Annotated in this window: 16 protein-coding genes and 1 tRNA gene; 8 read left to right on the plus strand and 9 right to left on the minus strand. The window is 71.4% G+C overall.

Annotated features, from left to right (window positions below; genetic code table 11):
- Nucleotides 1-2: 2 nt before the first annotated feature.
- From ACO2Q3_RS02630 to ACO2Q3_RS02645, 4 genes are all read left to right on the plus strand, one after another.
- Nucleotides 3-1061 carry an efflux RND transporter periplasmic adaptor subunit gene (locus ACO2Q3_RS02630; protein ID WP_423304848.1) on the plus strand — a complete coding sequence of 353 codons (1059 nt, stop codon included), beginning with the start codon at nt 3-5 and terminating at the stop codon, nt 1059-1061.
- Entirely contained in the window at nt 1058-4312 is a 3255-nt protein-coding gene (locus ACO2Q3_RS02635) for an efflux RND transporter permease subunit (protein ID WP_423304849.1), read from the plus strand. The genes ACO2Q3_RS02630 and ACO2Q3_RS02635 overlap by 4 nt, the downstream gene beginning before the upstream one ends.
- A 30-nt stretch (nt 4313-4342) precedes the next feature.
- Nucleotides 4343-4678 carry an ArsR/SmtB family transcription factor gene (locus ACO2Q3_RS02640; protein WP_423304850.1) on the plus strand — a complete coding sequence of 112 codons (336 nt, stop codon included), beginning with the start codon at nt 4343-4345 and terminating at the stop codon, nt 4676-4678.
- Between the two features lie 157 nt (nt 4679-4835).
- The gene (locus tag ACO2Q3_RS02645) at nt 4836-5033 is read left to right on the plus strand and encodes a hypothetical protein (protein WP_423304852.1); all 198 of its coding nucleotides are present in this window, start codon (nt 4836-4838) and stop codon (nt 5031-5033) included.
- 36 nt (nt 5034-5069) lie between these two features.
- Here ACO2Q3_RS02645 and ACO2Q3_RS02650 read toward each other — a convergent pair.
- Nucleotides 5070-5144, minus strand: a tRNA-Lys gene (locus tag ACO2Q3_RS02650).
- 168 nt (nt 5145-5312) lie between these two features.
- Here ACO2Q3_RS02650 and ACO2Q3_RS02655 point away from each other — a divergent pair.
- On the plus strand, nt 5313-5927 hold the full coding sequence (locus ACO2Q3_RS02655) for a hypothetical protein (protein WP_423304853.1): 615 nt from the start codon (nt 5313-5315) through the stop codon (nt 5925-5927).
- A 179-nt stretch (nt 5928-6106) separates the two neighbouring features.
- Here ACO2Q3_RS02655 and tgt read toward each other — a convergent pair whose 3' ends face one another.
- From tgt to ACO2Q3_RS02670, 3 genes are read right to left on the minus strand one after another with little or no spacing between them, the layout of a single operon-like run.
- A complete protein-coding gene (tgt, locus tag ACO2Q3_RS02660) occupies nt 6107-7240 on the minus strand; it encodes a tRNA guanosine(34) transglycosylase Tgt (RefSeq protein WP_423304855.1) in 1134 nt (377 codons plus the stop codon).
- Nucleotides 7240-8328 carry a tRNA preQ1(34) S-adenosylmethionine ribosyltransferase-isomerase QueA gene (queA, locus tag ACO2Q3_RS02665; protein WP_423304857.1) on the minus strand — a complete coding sequence of 363 codons (1089 nt, stop codon included), beginning with the start codon at nt 8326-8328 and terminating at the stop codon, nt 7240-7242. The genes tgt and queA overlap by 1 nt, the downstream gene beginning before the upstream one ends.
- A 34-nt stretch (nt 8329-8362) precedes the next feature.
- Complete coding sequence (locus ACO2Q3_RS02670) at nt 8363-9127, minus strand: glycosyltransferase family 2 protein (RefSeq protein ID WP_423304859.1); 765 nt, start codon at nt 9125-9127, stop codon at nt 8363-8365.
- Nucleotides 9128-9356: 229 nt separating this feature from the next.
- Between ACO2Q3_RS02670 and ACO2Q3_RS02675 the strand changes: the two genes are divergently transcribed.
- Entirely contained in the window at nt 9357-9908 is a 552-nt protein-coding gene (locus ACO2Q3_RS02675; protein ID WP_423304860.1) for a hemerythrin domain-containing protein, read from the plus strand.
- 110 nt (nt 9909-10018) lie between these two features.
- Nucleotides 10019-11017, plus strand: a complete 999-nt coding sequence (locus tag ACO2Q3_RS02680) for an endonuclease/exonuclease/phosphatase family protein (RefSeq protein WP_423304862.1) — start codon at nt 10019-10021, stop codon at nt 11015-11017.
- A 13-nt stretch (nt 11018-11030) separates the two neighbouring features.
- On the opposite strand, the gene ACO2Q3_RS02685 is transcribed toward ACO2Q3_RS02680, so the two are convergent.
- From ACO2Q3_RS02685 to gyrA, 5 genes are all read right to left on the minus strand, one after another.
- Entirely contained in the window at nt 11031-11588 is a 558-nt protein-coding gene (locus ACO2Q3_RS02685) for a phosphohydrolase (RefSeq protein ID WP_423304864.1), read from the minus strand.
- Nucleotides 11589-11599: 11 nt separating this feature from the next.
- Nucleotides 11600-12067, minus strand: coding sequence for a peptidylprolyl isomerase (locus ACO2Q3_RS02690; protein WP_423304865.1), 468 nt, complete (start codon nt 12065-12067; stop codon nt 11600-11602).
- A 50-nt stretch (nt 12068-12117) separates the two neighbouring features.
- A complete protein-coding gene (locus tag ACO2Q3_RS02695; RefSeq protein WP_423304866.1) occupies nt 12118-13029 on the minus strand; it encodes a peptidylprolyl isomerase in 912 nt (303 codons plus the stop codon).
- Between the two features lie 66 nt (nt 13030-13095).
- Nucleotides 13096-13593 (minus strand): pantetheine-phosphate adenylyltransferase, encoded by a 498-nt coding sequence (gene coaD, locus ACO2Q3_RS02700; RefSeq protein ID WP_423304867.1) that lies wholly within the window; start codon nt 13591-13593, stop codon nt 13096-13098.
- 254 nt (nt 13594-13847) lie between these two features.
- Nucleotides 13848-16658 (minus strand): DNA gyrase subunit A, encoded by a 2811-nt coding sequence (gene gyrA / locus ACO2Q3_RS02705; protein ID WP_423304868.1) that lies wholly within the window; start codon nt 16656-16658, stop codon nt 13848-13850.
- A gap of 143 nt (nt 16659-16801) precedes the next feature.
- Here gyrA and ACO2Q3_RS02710 point away from each other — a divergent pair, with 143 nt between their 5' ends.
- Nucleotides 16802-17149: a hypothetical protein gene (locus ACO2Q3_RS02710; RefSeq protein WP_423304869.1), complete on the plus strand. Its 348-nt coding sequence runs from the start codon at nt 16802-16804 to the stop codon at nt 17147-17149.
- Nucleotides 17150-17162: the final 13 nt, after the last annotated feature.

Consider the following 17162-nt stretch of genomic DNA (forward strand, 5'->3'; position numbering starts at 1 on the left):
CCTTGGCCTCCCTCGTGGCCGCAGACGCACGCTGGGCCGGGCGCGGCGGAGCACTCGCCGGCGCACTCGCGCTGACGCTGGCGGCATGCGCCCCGCCCAGGCCGGCGCCGCCTCCGGCGGAGACTGCGCCGGCAGCCGGCCGCCTGACGCTCCACACCCAGACCGTGCCCGATCTCAAGCCGGTTCCGGCCGTCCTGACCACCCGCGACATGGCCGACGCGCGCGCCCGGATCGCCGGTCTGCTGGTCAGCCTCACGGTCAAGGAAGGCGACAGTGTGCGCCAGGGCCAGGTGATCGCCCGGGTGCAGGACGAGCGGCTGTCCATGGAGACCCACGCCTACGATGCGCAGGTGACCGCCGCCGCCGCCGAGGCGACCCGCGCCCAGGCCGACCTGGCGCGCACCCGCGACCTGTTTTCGCACGGGGTCTACGCCCAGGCCCGGCTGGACCAGGTGGAGGCCCAGGCCAAGGCCGCCAACGCCGCCCTTGCCGCCGCCCGCGCCCAGCGTGGAGCCAGCGCCGCCGTCGGCGCCCAGGGCGCGATCCTTGCGCCGGCCGCCGGCAAGGTGCTGACCGCCGACACCCCCATTGGCTCCGTGGTGATGCCCGGCCAGAGCGTGGCGCGGATCACCGCCGGCCCGGTGGTCGTCCGGCTGGCGTTGCCGGAAGCCGAGGCCGCCGCCCTGAAGGTCGGCGATACCGTGACCCTGAACGCCGAGGACCTGCATGGGGCGGCCTCGCAGGGAACGGTGACCCAGGTCTATCCGTCGGTCAGCGGCGGCCAGGTCACCGCAGACGTGACCGCCGAGGGCCTGCCGAAGGACCTGATCGGCCAGCGGGTGCGCGCCGCCGTCGTGATCGGCCGCCGCCAGGCGCTGATCGCGCCGCGCCGCTATATCGCCACCCGGTTCGGCCTCGACTACGCCCGGCTGGTGCGCCCCGACGGGACGGTGTCCGAAATTCCGGTGCAGACCACCGCCGGTCCGGCGCCTGACAGCGTCGAGGTGCTGTCGGGCCTGCGCGACGGCGATGTGCTGACGCCGGCGGTCGCCGGCCAATGAACCTCGGCCTCTCAGGGCGCCTGACGCGCGCCACCATCAACTCGCCGCTGACCCCGCTGCTGCTGCTCGCGGCCCTCGCGGCCGGCCTGCTGGCCCTGGTCTCGATCCCCCGCGAGGAGGAGCCGCAGATCAGCGTGCCGATGGTCGACATCCTGGTGCAGGCGCCTGGCCTGCGCGCGCCCGATGCGGTGGAGCTGGTGGGCAAGCCGCTGGAGACCATCGTCAAGAGCGTCGCCCAGGTGGACCACGTCTACACCTTCGCCGAGGACAACCAGGTGATGGTGACCGCCCGCTTCAAGGTGGGGGTCGATCCGGACGCCGCCGCGGTGCGCATCCACGAGAAGGTGCGCGCCAACTACGATCGCATTCCTGCCGGCATACCCGAGCCGCTAATCCAGACCCGCGGCATCAACGACGTGCCGGGCCTGGTGCTGACCCTATCGCCCAAGCCGGGCGCGGCCGGGGCCTGGAACGACCAGGCGCTGTACGAGATCGCGGGCAAGCTGCGCACCGAGATCGCCAAGGTGGACGACGTCGGCCTGACCTTCATCGTCGGCGGCCGCCCCGAAGAGCTGCGCATCGAGCCTGATCCGGCCCGGCTGGCGCAGCACGGCGTGTCGCTGGGGGCGCTGATGGACACCGTGCGCCAGGCCAACCGCGCCTTCCCCGCCGGCTCCGTGCGCAACGGCGGCCAGGCCGTGGACGTCACCGCCGGCCACACCCTGGGAACGCCCGCCGAGATCGGCCTGCTGGCGCTGCCCTCGGCCAAGGGCGAGCGGGTCTATGTGCGCGACGTGGCCAAAGTGGTCGAGGCGCCGCGCGAGGACCAGGCGCGCGCCTGGCGCTCGGTGCGCGTCGGTGATCGCTGGACCAGCGCCCCGGCGGTCAGCCTGGCCATCGCCAAGCGCAAGGGCGCCAACGCGGTGGTGGTGTCCAAGGCGGTGCTGGACCGCGTCGAGACGCTGAAGGGCGCCCTGCTGCCGCCCAGTCTGGATGTCGCGGTGACCCGCGACTACGGCCAGACCGCCAATGAGAAGGCCAACGATCTGCTGTTCCACTTGGCGCTGGCGACGATCTCGATCGTGGCGCTGATCGGCTTCGCCATCGGCTGGCGCGAGGCGGCGGTGACGGCGATCGTCATCCCCACCACCATCCTGCTGACGCTCTTCGCCTCCAATCTGATGGGCTACACCATCAACCGGGTCAGCCTGTTCGCCCTGATCTTCTCGATCGGCATCCTGGTCGACGACGCTATCGTGATGATCGAGAACATCGCCCGGCACTGGGCGATGGCTGACGGCCGCAGCCGCGTCGACGCCGCGGTGGACGCCGTGGCCGAGGTGGGCAATCCCACCGTGGTCGCCACCATGACCGTGGTCGCCGCCCTGCTGCCAATGCTGTTCGTCAGCGGCCTGATGGGCCCCTACATGGCGCCGATCCCGGTCAACGCATCGGCGGCGATGGTGTTCTCGTTCTTCGTCGCGGTGGTGATCGCCCCATGGCTCATGGTGCGCTTCGCGCGCAAGGCGGTGGCGGCCGGCGGGGCGCACGGCGGCCATGACGAGGGTCCGCTGGGCCGGCTCTATCGACGGGTTGCCGGCCGGGTGATCGCCACCCGCCGCGGAGCCTGGCGGTTCCTCATCGGCGTCGGCCTGGCGACACTTGTCGCCTGCGCCATGTTCGCTACCCGCACGGTGACGGTGAAGCTGCTGCCGTTCGACAACAAGTCCGAGCTGCAGGTGCTGGTGAACCTGACCGAAGGGACCTCGCTGGAGGAGACCCAGCGCACCCTGGCCGATGCGGCGGTCATCGCCCACGGCGTGCCCGAGGTGACCGCCATCGACGGCTACGCCGGCACAGCCTCTCCATTCAACTTCAACGGCCTCGTGCGGCATTACTATCTGCGCAACCGGGCCGAACAGGGCGACTTGGCCGTCACCCTGGCGCCAAAGGATGCGCGCCATCGCGACAGCCACGCCGTCGCGCTGGACCTGCGCCAGCGGTTGGGCCGGCTGGCCCTGCCGCCGGGCGCGGTGATCAAGGTGGTGGAGGCGCCGCCCGGACCGCCGGTGATGGCCACCCTGCTGGCCGAGATCTATGGCCCGGACGCGGCCACGCGGCGCGCCGTCGCGGAGCGGGTGAAGGCGATCTTCCGTTCCGTGCCCTACATCGTCGACGTGGACGACAGCTACGGCCATCCGCGGCCAGGTCTGCGGCTGGTCGCCGATCGCGAGCGCCTGGAGGCGCTGGGCGTCGCCGACCGCGAAATCTACGACAGCCTGGGCGCCGCCCTCGGCGGCCAGGTGCTTGGCTACGCCCACCGCGGCCAGGATCGCGACCCGCTGGAGATTTCCGTGCGCCTGCCGCAGTCGGCCCGCACCTGGGGCCAGGGGCTGGAGGCCCTGCCGGTGGCCAGAGCGGCCGACGGGCGGCTGGTGTCGCTCGGCGAGGTGACCGACGCGACCCGCGAGGCCGGCTCCACGCGCGTGTTCCGCCGCGACGGCCGCGACGTGGACATGGTGATGGCCGAACTGGCCGGCGCCTACGAGGCGCCGATCTACGGCATGCTCGACGTGGACAAGGCGATCGCCGACACCGACTGGAAGGGCCTGCCGAAGCCGGACGTGCGGCTGCATGGCCAGCCACAGAGCGAGGCGCGTCCCACCGTGCTGTGGGACGGCGAGTGGGAGATCACCTGGGTGACCTTCCGCGACATGGGCGCGGCCTTCGGCATCGCCATTCTGGGCATCTACGTGCTGGTGGTGGCGCAGTTCAAGAGCTTCCGCCTGCCGCTGGTGATCCTGACGCCGATCCCGCTGACGCTGGTGGGGATCGTTCTGGGCCATATCCTGTTCCACGCCCCGTTCACCGCCACCTCGATGATCGGCTTCATCGCCCTGGCGGGGATCATCGTGCGCAACTCGATCCTGCTGGTGGACTTCATCCGCCACGCCCAGGGCGAGGGACGGCCGCTGCGCGACGTGCTGCTGGAGGCCGGGGCGATCCGCTTCAAGCCCATCCTGCTCACGGCCCTGGCGGCGATGATCGGCGCGGCGGTGATCCTCAGCGACCCAATCTTCCAGGGCCTGGCGATCTCGCTGCTGTTCGGCCTGGCCTCCTCCACCTTGCTGACGGTGCTGGTGATCCCCGCGATCTACGTCGTGCTGCGCGACGATGGGCGGCCGCCGACCCCGGCTGAGGGGAGTCGGCGGCCCGACGACCGCACGGTCGCCCCGGCAGGGCTTGCTTGAATTCGTCTGCGCATATTCTACATCAGGAATATGCCAACGCCGCCGCGCCCCGCCCTTCTCGCCGAACGACAGTCCGACGGCTCGGCCCTGGAGGCCTGCGCCCACTCGGCGGCGCGGCTGCTGAAGCTGCTGGCCAGCGAACAGCGACTGCTGCTGCTGTGCCGCATGATCGAGGGTGAGGCATCGGTGGGCGCGCTGGCCGAGCACGCGAACCTCGCCCAGTCGGCGGCCTCGCAGCACCTGGCCAAGATGCGCGCGGAGGGTCTGGTCGCCACCCGCCGCGACGCCCAGACCATCTACTACCGCCTGGCTGATCCCAACGCCGTGCGGGTGTTGCAGACCCTGTCCGAAATCTATCGCGGCTAAGGCGGCGCCCAGCCCCCCCCCGCTCGCCCGGGGCGGACCTGCGGAACGGCTGGCCCGTCTACGCGCCCCGTCCGGGCCGGACGAAGGCGATCACCGGGGAACGACGGCCATGCTTGCCCGTTTCCCAGGCGAGCCCAACCCTGCCGCAGGAGCCTCCATGGCCGATCCCCGCACGCCCCAGCCGTGCAACGACACCAAGGCCCAGCCCGGCCAGCGCGACCCGCTGGACGAGTTCGAGGCCGAGCGCGCCCATCGTGAAGAGACCGCCGGGCAGGAAGGCGCCGGCGCGGGCCTGGGCCAGGGCGGCCAGGCTCATCTGAAGGACGGTCCGGACAATCCGAACAGGAAGCGCTGAGGCCGGCGCCTCGGCGCCAGCGGCGTAAATGGCGATTGGTAGGCCGGGTGGGGATCGAACCCACGACCATTCGATTAAAAGTCGAATGCTCTACCGCTGAGCTACCGGCCCCCTTGGACGGTCCCCAGGCTTGCGCCGGGCGCCGTCAAAGCGGCGCGGACCATAGTCGGGCGCCTGCCATGGCCGCAAGCCGCCAATAAATCAAGCGTTCCCGTCACCGGCGCCGCTGGCGCGCACGGCCGCTTGGCGGACCCGCCCCGGTCAAGTTAGAACAGCGGCATGCGCAGACTCCTGGCCCCCCCCGCCGCCCTGATCCCCGCCCTGATCGCCGCCCTCGCGGTTCCCGTCCTCGCCTTGGCCGACCCGCCGCCGCCGGGCCAGCTGCAGACGCCGGACCAGGCCGGCCAGTCCAGCGTCGGCATGGCCGCCGCCGCGCCGATGCACGACATGAACCTGATGCGCCAGAAGATCCCGCCGGTGCTGCTGGCGGCGATGGCCGATCCGTACGCCCGGCCGAACCCGGCCACCTGCCGCAACCTGTCGGCCCTGGTGAACGAGCTGACCGTGGCCCTCGGCGACGACCTGGACGTGGTGGCCGACGAGGACGACAGCACGCGCGCCAAGCGCGACCGTCTGGCGCGCGAGGGCCTGCACGCGGGCTCGGAGGCGCTGCTGCCGTTCGCCGGCTTCGTGCGCAAGCTGTCGGGCGCCGAGCAGCACGACAAGCTGGTGCTGGACGCGATCACCTCCGGGGACGTGCGCCGCGCCTATCTGAAGGGCCTGGGCGAAGCCCGCGGCTGCCCGCCGCCCGCCACCCCGCGCCACCTGACGCACCCGATCAGCCTGCCGGTCGACGACGGCGGCCATCGCAAGCCGCAGTACCCGATCCACTAGGGGGGGGTGTGAGGGGCGTAACCCCTCACCTTCCCATGGCTGCGCCATGGGCCCCTTCCTCTCCCTATGGGAGAGGAGAGGCTTGGCGGACGCTGGGAGGATCACGTCTCCCGGAGGGAGAGGGAGAGGGAGGGGTCCGCGGCGCTTGCGCCAGCAAGCGGCGTGGGAGGGTGAGGGGTTCAGGCGTCCGCCGCCGTCCCCTCCCCGGCCTGCCGCGCCTTGAAGGCCCGGCGGAACGCGTCCATCCGCCCCTCGACGATCGCCTGGCGCACCTCGCGCAGCAGGTGCTGGAAGAAGGCGATGTTGTGCCAGGAGAGCAGCACCTGGCCGAGGATCTCGTCGGCCTTGACCAGGTGGTGCAGGTAGGCGCGCGTGTAGTCGCGGCTGGCGGGGCAGTCGACGTCCGGCGACAGCGCCGATTCGTCCTCGGCGAAGCGGGCGTTCTTCAGGTTGATCGGCCCGTCCCAGGTCCAGGCCTGGCCGTGCCGCCCGGAGCGGGTGGGCAGCACGCAGTCGAACATGTCGACGCCGCGCGCGGCCGCCTCCACCAGGTCGATCGGCTTGCCGACCCCCATCAGGTAGCGCGGCCTGTCGGCGGGCAGCAGCCCCGGCGCGTAGTCCAGCACCTCGCACATCGCCGTATGCCCCTCGCCCACCGCCAGGCCGCCCAGGGCATAGCCGTCGAAGCCGATCTCCAGCAGGCGCTCGGCGCTCTCGCGGCGCAGGGCCTCGATGGTCGAGCCCTGCTGGATGCCGAACAGGGCCTGGCGGTCGCGGGTCCCGAAGGCGGCCTTGCAGCGCGCGCCCCAGCGGGCCGAGCGGCGCAGGGCGTCGGCCGCCCGCCCCTCCTCCGCCGGCCACGACACCAGTTCGTCCAGCTGCATGACGATGTCGGAGCCCAGCAGGTCGGCCTGGATCTGCATCGAGCGTTCCGGCGACAGGGCGTGGCGCGAGCCGTCGATGTGGCTCTGGAAGGTGACCGACTCCTCGGTGACCTTGGAGATCTTCGACAGGCTCATCACCTGGAAGCCGCCGGAATCGGTGAGGATCGGCCCGTCCCAGCGCATGAACCGGTGCAGCCCGCCCAGCCGCGCCACCCGCTCGGCGGTGGGGCGCAGCATCAGGTGGTAGGTGTTGCCGAGGATGATCTGGGCGCCGGAGGCCTTCACCTGGTCGACGGTGAGCGCCTTGACCGTGCCGGCGGTGCCGACCGGCATGAAGGCGGGAGTGACGATGTCGCCGCGAGGCGTCTTCAGCATCCCGGCGCGCGCGGCGCCGTCGGTGGCGGCGATCTCGAAGGGAAAGGCGGCCATCAGGCGGCCCGCCACAGCAGCGAGGCGTCGCCGTAGGAATAGAAGCGGTAGCCGGTCTCGATGGCGTGGGCGTAGGCCGCCCGCATGGTCTGGAGCCCCGCGAAGGCGCTGACCAGCATGAACAGCGTCGACTTGGGCAGGTGGAAATTGGTCATCAGCCCGTCCGCCGCCCGGAAGCGGTAGCCGGGGGTGATGAAGATGGCGGTCTCGTCGGCGAACGGATGGATCACCCCGTCCTCGGTGGCGGCGCTCTCCAGCAGACGCAGCGAGGTGGTGCCGACGCAGACGATGCGGCCGCCGGCGGCGCGCACGGCGTTCAGGGCGGCGGCGGTCTCGGGCGTCACCTCGCCCCACTCCGGATGCATGCGATGCTCGCTGATCTCGTCCACCTTGACCGGCAGGAAGGTGCCCGCGCCGACGTGCAGGGTCACGAAGTGCTCGGAGACCCCCATGTCGGCCAGGGTCTGCAGCAGGCCGGGCGTGAAGTGCAGGCCCGCGGTCGGCGCGGCGACCGAGCCGTCGTCGCGGGCGTAGACGGTCTGGTAGTCGGTGCGATCCTGTTCGTCCTCGGCGCGGCGCGCGGCGATGTACGGCGGCAGCGGCATCATCCCGCGCTCGGCGATGGCGATGTCGAGATCCGGCCCGGACAGGTCGAACGCCAGGGTCACCTCGCCGTCCTCGCCCTTGTCGACGACGGTGGCGTCGAGGGCCGCCAGCAGGCAGGCGCGGTCGGAGGTCTCGCCGAAGCTCACCCGGTCGCCGGCCTTCAGCCGCTTGCCGGGGCGCATGAAGGCGGTCCAGCGGCTGGGCGACAGGCGCCGGTGCAAGGTCGCCTCGACAGCCACAACGCTGTCCTCGCGCACCCGCTGGCCGGAGAGCCGCGCCGGGATCACCCGGGTCTGGTTGAACACCAGGGCGTCGCCCGCGCGCAGCACCGAGGGCAGGTCCGACACGCTCAGATCACGGAAGCCCGGCGCGCCCTGCCCGTCCGTCTCCACCGCCAGCAGGCGCGCGGCGTCGCGCGGAACCGCCGGCCGCAGGGCGATGCGATCCTCGGGCAGCGGAAAGTCGAAGGCGTCCAGTCTCATGCGGGGTGGGCGATAGGGACCCCCGCCCCCAGCGTCAAGCGGCGCGGCGAAGCTCGGCGACGCGCGACAGCGCCCGGCGCATCGGCGGGCGGGCAGGTTGGGTCACCTGGCCGAGCAGGGCCAGGTACTGCCGCGCGACGCCCAGCGGCGACAGCACGCGCAGGGCGTCGGCGGTCATGCGCAGCTCCTCCAGCGCGCCCTGCAGCGCGCCGACCTTCTCGTGCTTGCGGATGTTGCTGACCCCCGGCCAGTCCACCACCGCCAGGCGCAGGCGGCGGGCCAGCACCTGTTCGTTCAGCCAGGCCTCGGCCCCCCACCGCGGCAGGCGCGCCATGGCCTTGGCCGCCTCGACCATCACCTCGGCCGGCAGCAGCCGTTCGCCGGAGACGAAGTCCAGGCCCATCAGCCGGTAGAACCACAGGCTGTTGCGGCGCAGGCTGATGCTCATGTCGGCGCGGCCATCCAGCACCGGTGCGGCCAGGGCGTCGATGTCGCGGGCGCGCAGGCCCGCCAGATCGGCGTCCAGCAGCAGGATCCAGTCGCCGCGCGCGGCGCTCACCCCCTGGCCCATGGCCCAGGTCTTGCCGCGGTTCTCGGCATACGAGATCACCCGCACGCTGGGCCAGGCGGCCAGCCGCGCCAGGGTGTCGTCGGTGGAGCCGTCGTTGACGACGATGATCTCGGCCAGGGCGGGATGGCCGACGATGGCGTCCAGGATGGCGCCGATGCGATCGGCCTCATTGTAGGCGCAGACGACGCAGGAAATCCCGGCCGCGGTCCGGTGCGCGACGGTTGCCATCGGCGTGTCTTCCTCCGGTGCAGGGCGTTCGCCGCCCGTGGTGCTGAACAACGCCAACCGGGGCAAAACGATCCGGCGCAGCGGCTTCGAGCGTCGCCTTGCCGACACCCGGAGAGCTTTGCCGGTCAAAGAGTTGCGGCAGAGATATGAAAGACCCGCCGGGGCGGGAACCGCGCCCTCGGCGAACGGTTACCGGCGGCTGGAACATCACCTTCGAGGGAGACGACTTATGGCCGCCACCGGTCAGACCACGCATGCCAAGTCCACCAAGGGCGCCCGCTCCGGCCGCACCCGCCGCACCGGCCGGCGCGACCCGCTGGCCATCAGCCTGCTCAAGGCCGACCACCGTGAGGTGGAGGGCTGGTTCGACGAGTACGAACAGCTGGAGGCCGACGCCGAAAAGCTGGCGCTGTTCAACAAGATCGCCCTGGCCCTGAAGGTGCACACCGCGATCGAGGAGGAGATCTTCTATCCGGCCGAGCGCGGCGAGGTGGAGGACGACCTGCTGGACGAAGCCTATGTCGAGCACGACGGGGCCAAGAAGCTGATCGCCGAGATCGAGGCGATGCAGCCCGGCGACGAATTCTACGACGCCAAGGTCAAGGTGCTGGGCGAGTACATCAAGCACCACGTCAAGGAAGAGGAGCAGCCGGGCGGCGTGTTCGCCCAGGCCAAGAAGGGCGACGACGACCTGGAGGCGATGGGCCAGCAGCTCAAGGCGCGCAAGGCGGCGCTGATGGCCGAGATGGGCGGCAAGGGCAAGGCGCCCGCCAGGCACTAGGCCCGACGCCTCCCCCGGAGCGCCCGCTCGCGCGCCGGGGGACCGCCCTGGCGCGCGAGCGGCAAATCGCCTAGCCAGGGCGCCTGGTTTCGGTTGGCTCGCGGCGGGACATGGCGGGGTTGCATTGGCTGGTGGTCGCGCTGCGGGCGCTGGCGTTCCTGTTGGCGCTGGGCGCGGCTGCGTTCGGCTTCCTGGCCCTGGGCGGCGTGGTCAGCCGCTGGCTGGACGTGCTCACCCACTTCGCCCCGCTATACCTGATCGCCGGCCTGGGCGCCGTGCTGCTGCGGCTGGCGACCGGCCTCGACGGCTCCCGGCCGACCCTGACGCTGGGCCTCGCGGCGGTCGCCTTCGCGGCCATCCTGATCGCTCCAGAACTGCTGTCGGCCGAGATGCTGGGCCGTCTTCGCGCGCCAGCGCCGCCGCAGGGCCGCGTACAGACCGTCAAGCTGCTGCAGTTCAACCTCTGGGAGCGCAACCTCGACCCCGAAGGCACGGCGCGCTGGATCGCCGCCCAGGGCGCGGACGTGGTGGTGCTGGAGGAGGTCAACGACCACGCCGGCGAGATCCCCGACCTGTTGCGGGCGCAATATCCCTATCGCACCACCTGCTGGCCGCAGCGGCCATGCTCGACCACCATCCTCACCCGGGTGAAGCCCACCGCCTCGGCCGGCCTGATGCCGCCGCCGGCGCGCCTCTCCGCCGCCTGGGTGACCCTCGGCGCGGGAGCGGACGCCTTCACGGTGGCGGGCGTGCACTACACCTGGCCGATCCCACCCGGCCCGCAGCAGAACCAGTCGCACCGGCTGGAGGCGGCTCTCACGGGCTTCGACCGCCGCAGCCTGATCGTCGCCGGGGACATGAATTCCACGCCCTGGTCTTTCACCCTGCGCCGCCAGGACGCCCGCTTCGGCCTGCAGCGGCGCACCCGCGCCCTGTTCACCTGGCCGGTGGCGCCGTTCGGCGCCTTCAGGCTGAGATCCCCCCTGCCCTTCCTGGCCATCGACCAGGTCTATGCCGGGTCGGACTGGACCACGGTCAGCGTCAAGGCCGGGCCCCGGCAGGGCTCCGACCACCAGCCGGTGACGGTGGTGCTGCAGCGGCCGCGCTGACCGGCAACCGGTTCTAGGTCAGGGTCGCCAGCTCGCGCGCCAGATTGGCCCGCGCGGCCGCCTCGAAGCGCGCCGCGAACCCGGGATAGGCGAAGATCGCCGGCGCGGCCAGGAAGCGCTGCAGCACCGCGCTGCGCCCGGCGCGAAAGGCCGGAGCCGGGACATGGGCGTATTCCGCGCGCACGGCGGCGGCATAGGCGTCGTAGATGGCCGGGGCGGCGCCCAGGATCGACAGGTCGATGGACACCATCAGCGCCCCCAGCCGGTCGCCCGCGGCGACGCTGTGCCCCGCGGTCAGCAGGATCAGGCGGGCGACCTCGTCGACCTCGGCGGGCGAAGCGCCCAGGTCCGGCAGGTCGCGGCGGGCCAACTCTGCGCTGGCGGCCTCGTTGTCGGCGCGGGTCGGATCGTAGATCGCGTCGTGCCACCAGATCGCCCAGGTCAGCACGCGCTGCGCCGCCTCGCCGGGATCGGCGATCTCGGCGAGGCGGGCAAGGCAGTCATCGATGTGGGTGGCGGTGTGATAGCGCCGGTGGGGTTCGGCGTACCGCGCCCGCAGCTCCGGCGTCACGGCGCCCGGCCTCAGGCGTCCGCCGCGACCTTGACCGAGAGGATCTTGCCCGGGCTCGTCGGCGGCTCGCCGGCCGGCAGTTCGTCGACATGCTCCATGCCCTCAACCACCTGGCCCCAAACCGTGTACTGACGATCCAGGAAGGTGGCGTCGTCGAACACGATGAAGAACTGGCTGTTGGCGCTGTTCGGGTTGGGCGTGCGGGCCATGGAGCAGACGCCGCGCACGTGCGGCTCGGCGGAGAACTCGGCGGTGAGGTTCGGCTTGTCCGAGCCGCCCGTGCCGGTGCCCGTGGGATCGCCGCCCTGGGCCATGAAGCCCGGGATCACGCGGTGGAACACCACGCCGTCGTAGAACCCCTCGCGGGCCAGTTCCTTGATCCGCGCCACGTGCCCGGGCGCCAGGTCCGGCCGCAGGCGGATGGTCACCGGACCCGTTTCCAGGGTCATGATCAGGGTGTTCTCGGGATCGTCGGCCATGGGTCGGGCTTTCCTTGCTTTTCGTTAGGGCGCGCCGCGTTTTGCGGGCGTCACTTCACTTCGGAGATGAGATCAACGTCGCACGGACCCAGTTCGATCACCTTGTCCTTGCGCGCCTTGGCGGCCAGCACCTGGAACCAGGGTCCCCGCGGGTCGAGCACGCGCACCTTGGGGCGCTGCGCCTCGGGCAGGTCGGCCAGCACGCGCACCGTGGTCATGCTGTCCTTGGGATCGGGCACCGCGCCCGAGGGGTCGGGGCCGGCCTTGATCGCGCGCACCACGTCCAGGCCGCTGATCACCGCGCCGAACGCGGTGTACTTCTGGTCCAGCGAGTGGGCCGGGTCGCGCATCAGGTAGAACTGGCTGTTGGCGCTGGCCGGATCCTCGGCCCGCGCCGCGCCGATCACCCCCTGGCAGAAGGGGCCGAAGGCGGCGACCTTGTGGTCGGCGGTCATCATGGCCAGGTCCATCGGCTGGCTGACCACCGCCATCGAGTTCAGGAACCCCCATTCCGTGCCCGCGCCCCGGCCCACGCTGACGAACGGGGTGTCGGCGCCGCGCCGGAACATGAACTCCGGCGGCAGGTTCGGCTTGTCCGAGCCGCCGGTGCCGTTGTTGTTGGGGTCGCCGGTCTGGTCCATGAACCCTTCCAGCACGCGGAAGAAGGTCAGGCCGTCGTAGAAGTGCGCGCGGGCCAGCTCCTTGACGCGCTGCACGTGCAGGGGCGCGGCGAGCGGCTCCAGCTCGACCAGGATGCGGCCCTTGCTGGTGTCGATCACCAGCACGTTCTGCGGGTCGGGCGTGCGCCAGTCCCCCTCGCCGGGGCCTGTGGGGCCCGTCGGGGCGGCCGGCGCGGCAGGGGCTGCGGCCGGGGCGGCCTGGGGCCGGGTCTTGGCGAAGACGGGAGCCGTGGCGGCGGTCAGGGCGGCGACGCAGGCGAGCGTGACGGACACGGATTTCATGCGCATGCCCCTAGAGGCAAACGCGGCGGCGCGCCATAGCGATTTCGCCGCGCCGATCGGCGGGCCTCAGACCGGGCCGTACTTGGCCTGCAGCCGCTCCTTCACCCCCGGCGGCACGAAGCGCGAGGTGTCGCCGCCCATCTGCACGATCACCTTCACCAGGCTGGAGGCGATCGCCTGGTGGCGCGGGTCGGCCATCAGGAACACGGTCTCGATGTCGCGGTCCAGCTGCTGGTTCATCGCCGTCATCTGGTACTCGAACTCGAAGTCGGCCACGGCGCGCAGCGAGCGGATGATGATGTTGGCGCCCACGTCGCGGGCCAGCTGGATGGTCAGCTTGTCGTCGTAGCCGATCACCTCGATCTCGGCGATCTTGGCGCAGCTGGTGGTCTCCTGCTGCAGGATCTCCACCCGTTCCTCGAGGGTGAACAGCGGCCCCTTGGTGGGGTTGCCGGCCACGCCGATCACCAGCTTGTCGACCAGCTTCACGGCCCGGCTGATGATGTCCAAGTGCCCGTTGTGAGCGGGATCGAACGTCCCCGGATAGAGACCAACGCGCGCCATGCCGTCCCCCGCAGCCTGGGTGAAACTGAAGCCCAGCCCCAAGACGAGGAAATCCGCGTCCTGTCAACCTTGCCGGTGGGTGAGGCGCGCTCTTCCCCCGCTTGCGGTCAGTGGGTTCTCTCCCGCCGCTGGGGGAAGCACCGCCGAAGGCGGGGATGGGGGCTGCCGCGCGCCCGCGCTCGGCGGAGGTCAGCGCCCCGCTGGAGCCCCCTACCCCCGCTTCGCGGGGACTTCCCCCAGAGGGGGAAGAGAGACTAGTCCTCGCCGCCCTCAGGCGCGGTCTCGCCGCCGTCCGAAGCCTCCTCCTCCGGCGCCTCGCCCTCGCCTTCCAGGCGCTCCACCGAGACCACGTGCTCGTTCTCGGCGGTGCGGAAGATGGTGACGCCCTGGGTGTTGCGGCCGGCGATGCGGATCTGCGCCACGGGGGTGCGGATCAGCTGGCCCTGGTCGGAGACCAGCAGCAGCTCGTCGGAATCCTCGACCGGGAAGCTGGCGACCAGCCGGCCGCCGCGCTTGGACAGGTCGTGCGCGGCCAGGCCCTGGCCGCCGCGGCCTGTGCGGCGATAGTCGTAGGCGCTGGTGCGCTTGCCAAAGCCCTCGGACGACACGGTCAGGATGTGCTGCTCGGCCCCGCCCAGCTCGGCGATGCGTTCGGGCGACAGGGCGACGGCGGCCTCGACCACCTCGGCGCCCTCCTCGGCCTCCTCCGGCGCGGCGACGTCGTCGTCCTCGCCGGCGGCCTTGCGCATGGCGGCCGCGTGCTTGAGGTAGGCCGCGCGCTCGTCCGGCGTGGCCGGCACGCCGCGCAGCACGGCCATCGAGATCACCGTGTCGGCGTCGGCCAGGCGGATGCCGCGCACGCCGGTGGATTCCCTGCTGGCGAACACCCGCACGTCCTCCACCGGGAAGCGGATGCAGCGGGCCGCGGCCGTGGTCAGCAGCACGTCGTCGCCGGCTGCGCACAGGGCCACGCCGATGATCGAGTCGCCCTCGTCCAGCTTCATGGCGATCTTGCCGTTGCGGTTCACCTGCACGAAGTCGCTGAGCTTGTTGCGGCGCACCGAGCCGGAGCGAGTGGCGAACATCACGTCCAGCCGATCCCAGGTCGCCTCGTCCTCCGGCAGGGCCAGGATCGAGGTCATGGTCTCGCCATGCTCGATCGGGAACAGGTTGACGAACGCCTTGCCGCGCGAGGTCGGCGTGCCCACCGGCAGGCGCCAGACCTTCAGCTTGTAGACCTTGCCCCCGGACGAGAAGAACAGCATCGGCGCGTGGGTCGAGGCCGAGAACACCCGGGTGACGGCATCCTCGTCCTTGGTCGACATGCCGGAGCGACCGCGGCCGCCGCGGTGCTGCGTGCGATAGGTCGACAGCGGCGTGCGCTTCACATAGCCGCCGTGGGTGACCGTGATCACCATGTCCTCGCGGACGATCAGGTCCTCGTCCTCGAGGTCGGCGTCGCCCTCGACGATCTGGGTGCGGCGCGGCACGGCGTAGGCGTCGCGCACCTCGATCAGCTCGGCGCGGACCACCGCCATGATGTTGGCGCGGTCCGACAGAAGTTCGAGCAAGTCGGCAATAGTCTTGGCCAGATCGTTGGCTTCGTTGAAGATTTCCTCGCGACCCAGACCGGTCAGGCGGGCCAGGGTCAGCGCCAGGATGGCGCGGGCCTGCTCCTCGGACAGGCGCACGCGGGAGCCTCCGGCCGGCACGCCCGCGCTGGCGTCCCCGTCGACGATCAGGGCCGTACGCGGGTCGGCGATCAGCTCGATCAGCGGCAGCATGTCGCCCACCGGCCAGTCGCGGGCGACCAGGCGCTCGCGCGCCTCGGCCGGGTCCTTGGACGAGCGGATGATGTGGATCACCTCGTCGATGTTGACCACCGCGATGGCCAGCCCCACCAGCACGTGGCCGCGGTCACGGGCCTTGTTCAGGTGGAACTTGGTGCGCCGCACGACCACTTCCTCGCGGAAGTCGACGAAGGCGGTCAGCATCTCCTTCAGGCCCATCTGCTCGGGCCGGCCGCGGTTGATGGCCAGGGCGTTGACGCCGAACGAGGTCTGCAGCGGGGTGAAGCGGTAGAGCTGGTTCAGCACCACCTCGGCGCTGGCGTCGCGCTTCAGCTCGATCACCACCCGCAGGCCCTGGCGGTCGCTTTCGTCGCGCAGGTCGCCGATGCCCTCGATGCGCTTCTCGCGCACCAGCTCGGCGATCCGCTCGACCATGGCGGCCTTGTTCACCTGGAACGGGATCGAGGTGATGACGATGGCCTCGCGGTCCTTGCGGATGTCCTCGATGGTCGCCTCGCCGCGCATGATCACGCTGCCGCGGCCGGTCATCAGCGCCTGCCGCGCGCCCGTGCGGCCGATGATCTCGCCGCCGGTGGGGAAGTCGGGGCCGGGCACGATGTCCAGCAGGCGATCGAGGCCGACGTCCGGCTCGTCGATCATCGCCACGCAGGCGTCGATCACCTCGCCGAGGTTGTGCGGCGGGATGTTGGTAGCCATGCCGACGGCGATGCCGCCCGAGCCGTTGACCAGCAGGTTGGGGATCCGCGACGGCAGGACGTGCGGTTCCTTCTCCTTGCCGTCGTAGTTGTCCTTGAAGTCGACGGTGTCGGAATCGATGTCGGCCAGCAGCGCCATCGCCGGCTTGGCCAGGCGGCACTCGGTGTAGCGCATCTGCGCCGGCGGATCGTTGTCGATCGAACCGAAGTTGCCCTGGCCGTCGATCAGCACCAGCCCCATGGAGAACGGCTGCGCCATGCGCACCAGGCTGTCGTAGATCGCCGTGTCGCCGTGCGGGTGGTACTTGCCCATCACGTCGCCGACCACGCGCGCCGACTTCACATAGGGCCGGTCGGGCGTGTGGCCCTGCTCGTTCATCGAGAACAGGATGCGCCGGTGCACGGGCTTCAGCCCGTCGCGCACATCCGGCAGCGCCCGGCTGATGATCACGCTCATGGCGTAATCGAGGTAGGACTTCTTGAGTTCGTCCTCGATGTGGATCGGGGCCACGGCGCCACGGCGCGAGTCGTCGGGCGGCAGGGTTGTATCGTCGGTCAAAGGGGGATTTCAGACTGTGTGAATCGGACACCAAACGTCCGCTTCCGTGTTAGCATCCAGGCGCCGCCGACGCCACCCGAGGCGCCCTTTCTGACCTGCCCGCGGGCCGGCGCCGGACTTCCTGAAGAGGAGCGTCCAAGGCCATGTCCGCACATCTGATTTCCCTCGCCGCCGGCGCCCTGGTCCTGGCCTGGGTTTCCGCCGCCCCCGACACCGCCCATCCGGCCGCAGACCGCCACGCCGGCGTCTATCAGTTCGAGCCCCTGCCGGAGGGCTGGTGCGCCGGCCACGCGCCGCAGAGCTATCGCCCGCAGGCCCCAGCGCGCCTGACGCCGCTGGGCGCCCTGCCGCCCGCCTACGTCATCCGCCTGACCGCGACCGCCCCGGCGCCCCTGGAAGCCGCGCCGCCCACCGCCGCGCCGCCGCCCGCAAGCCAGGGCCCCTACGATCCCTGCGCCCGCGTGGGCCCGGCGGTCGTGCGCGTGCGGTAGTCGCTTCTCCCGC

The sequence above is a fragment of the Caulobacter sp. KR2-114 genome (assembly GCF_049446115.1).
Taxonomy (GTDB): Bacteria; Pseudomonadota; Alphaproteobacteria; order Caulobacterales; family Caulobacteraceae; genus Acaudatibacter.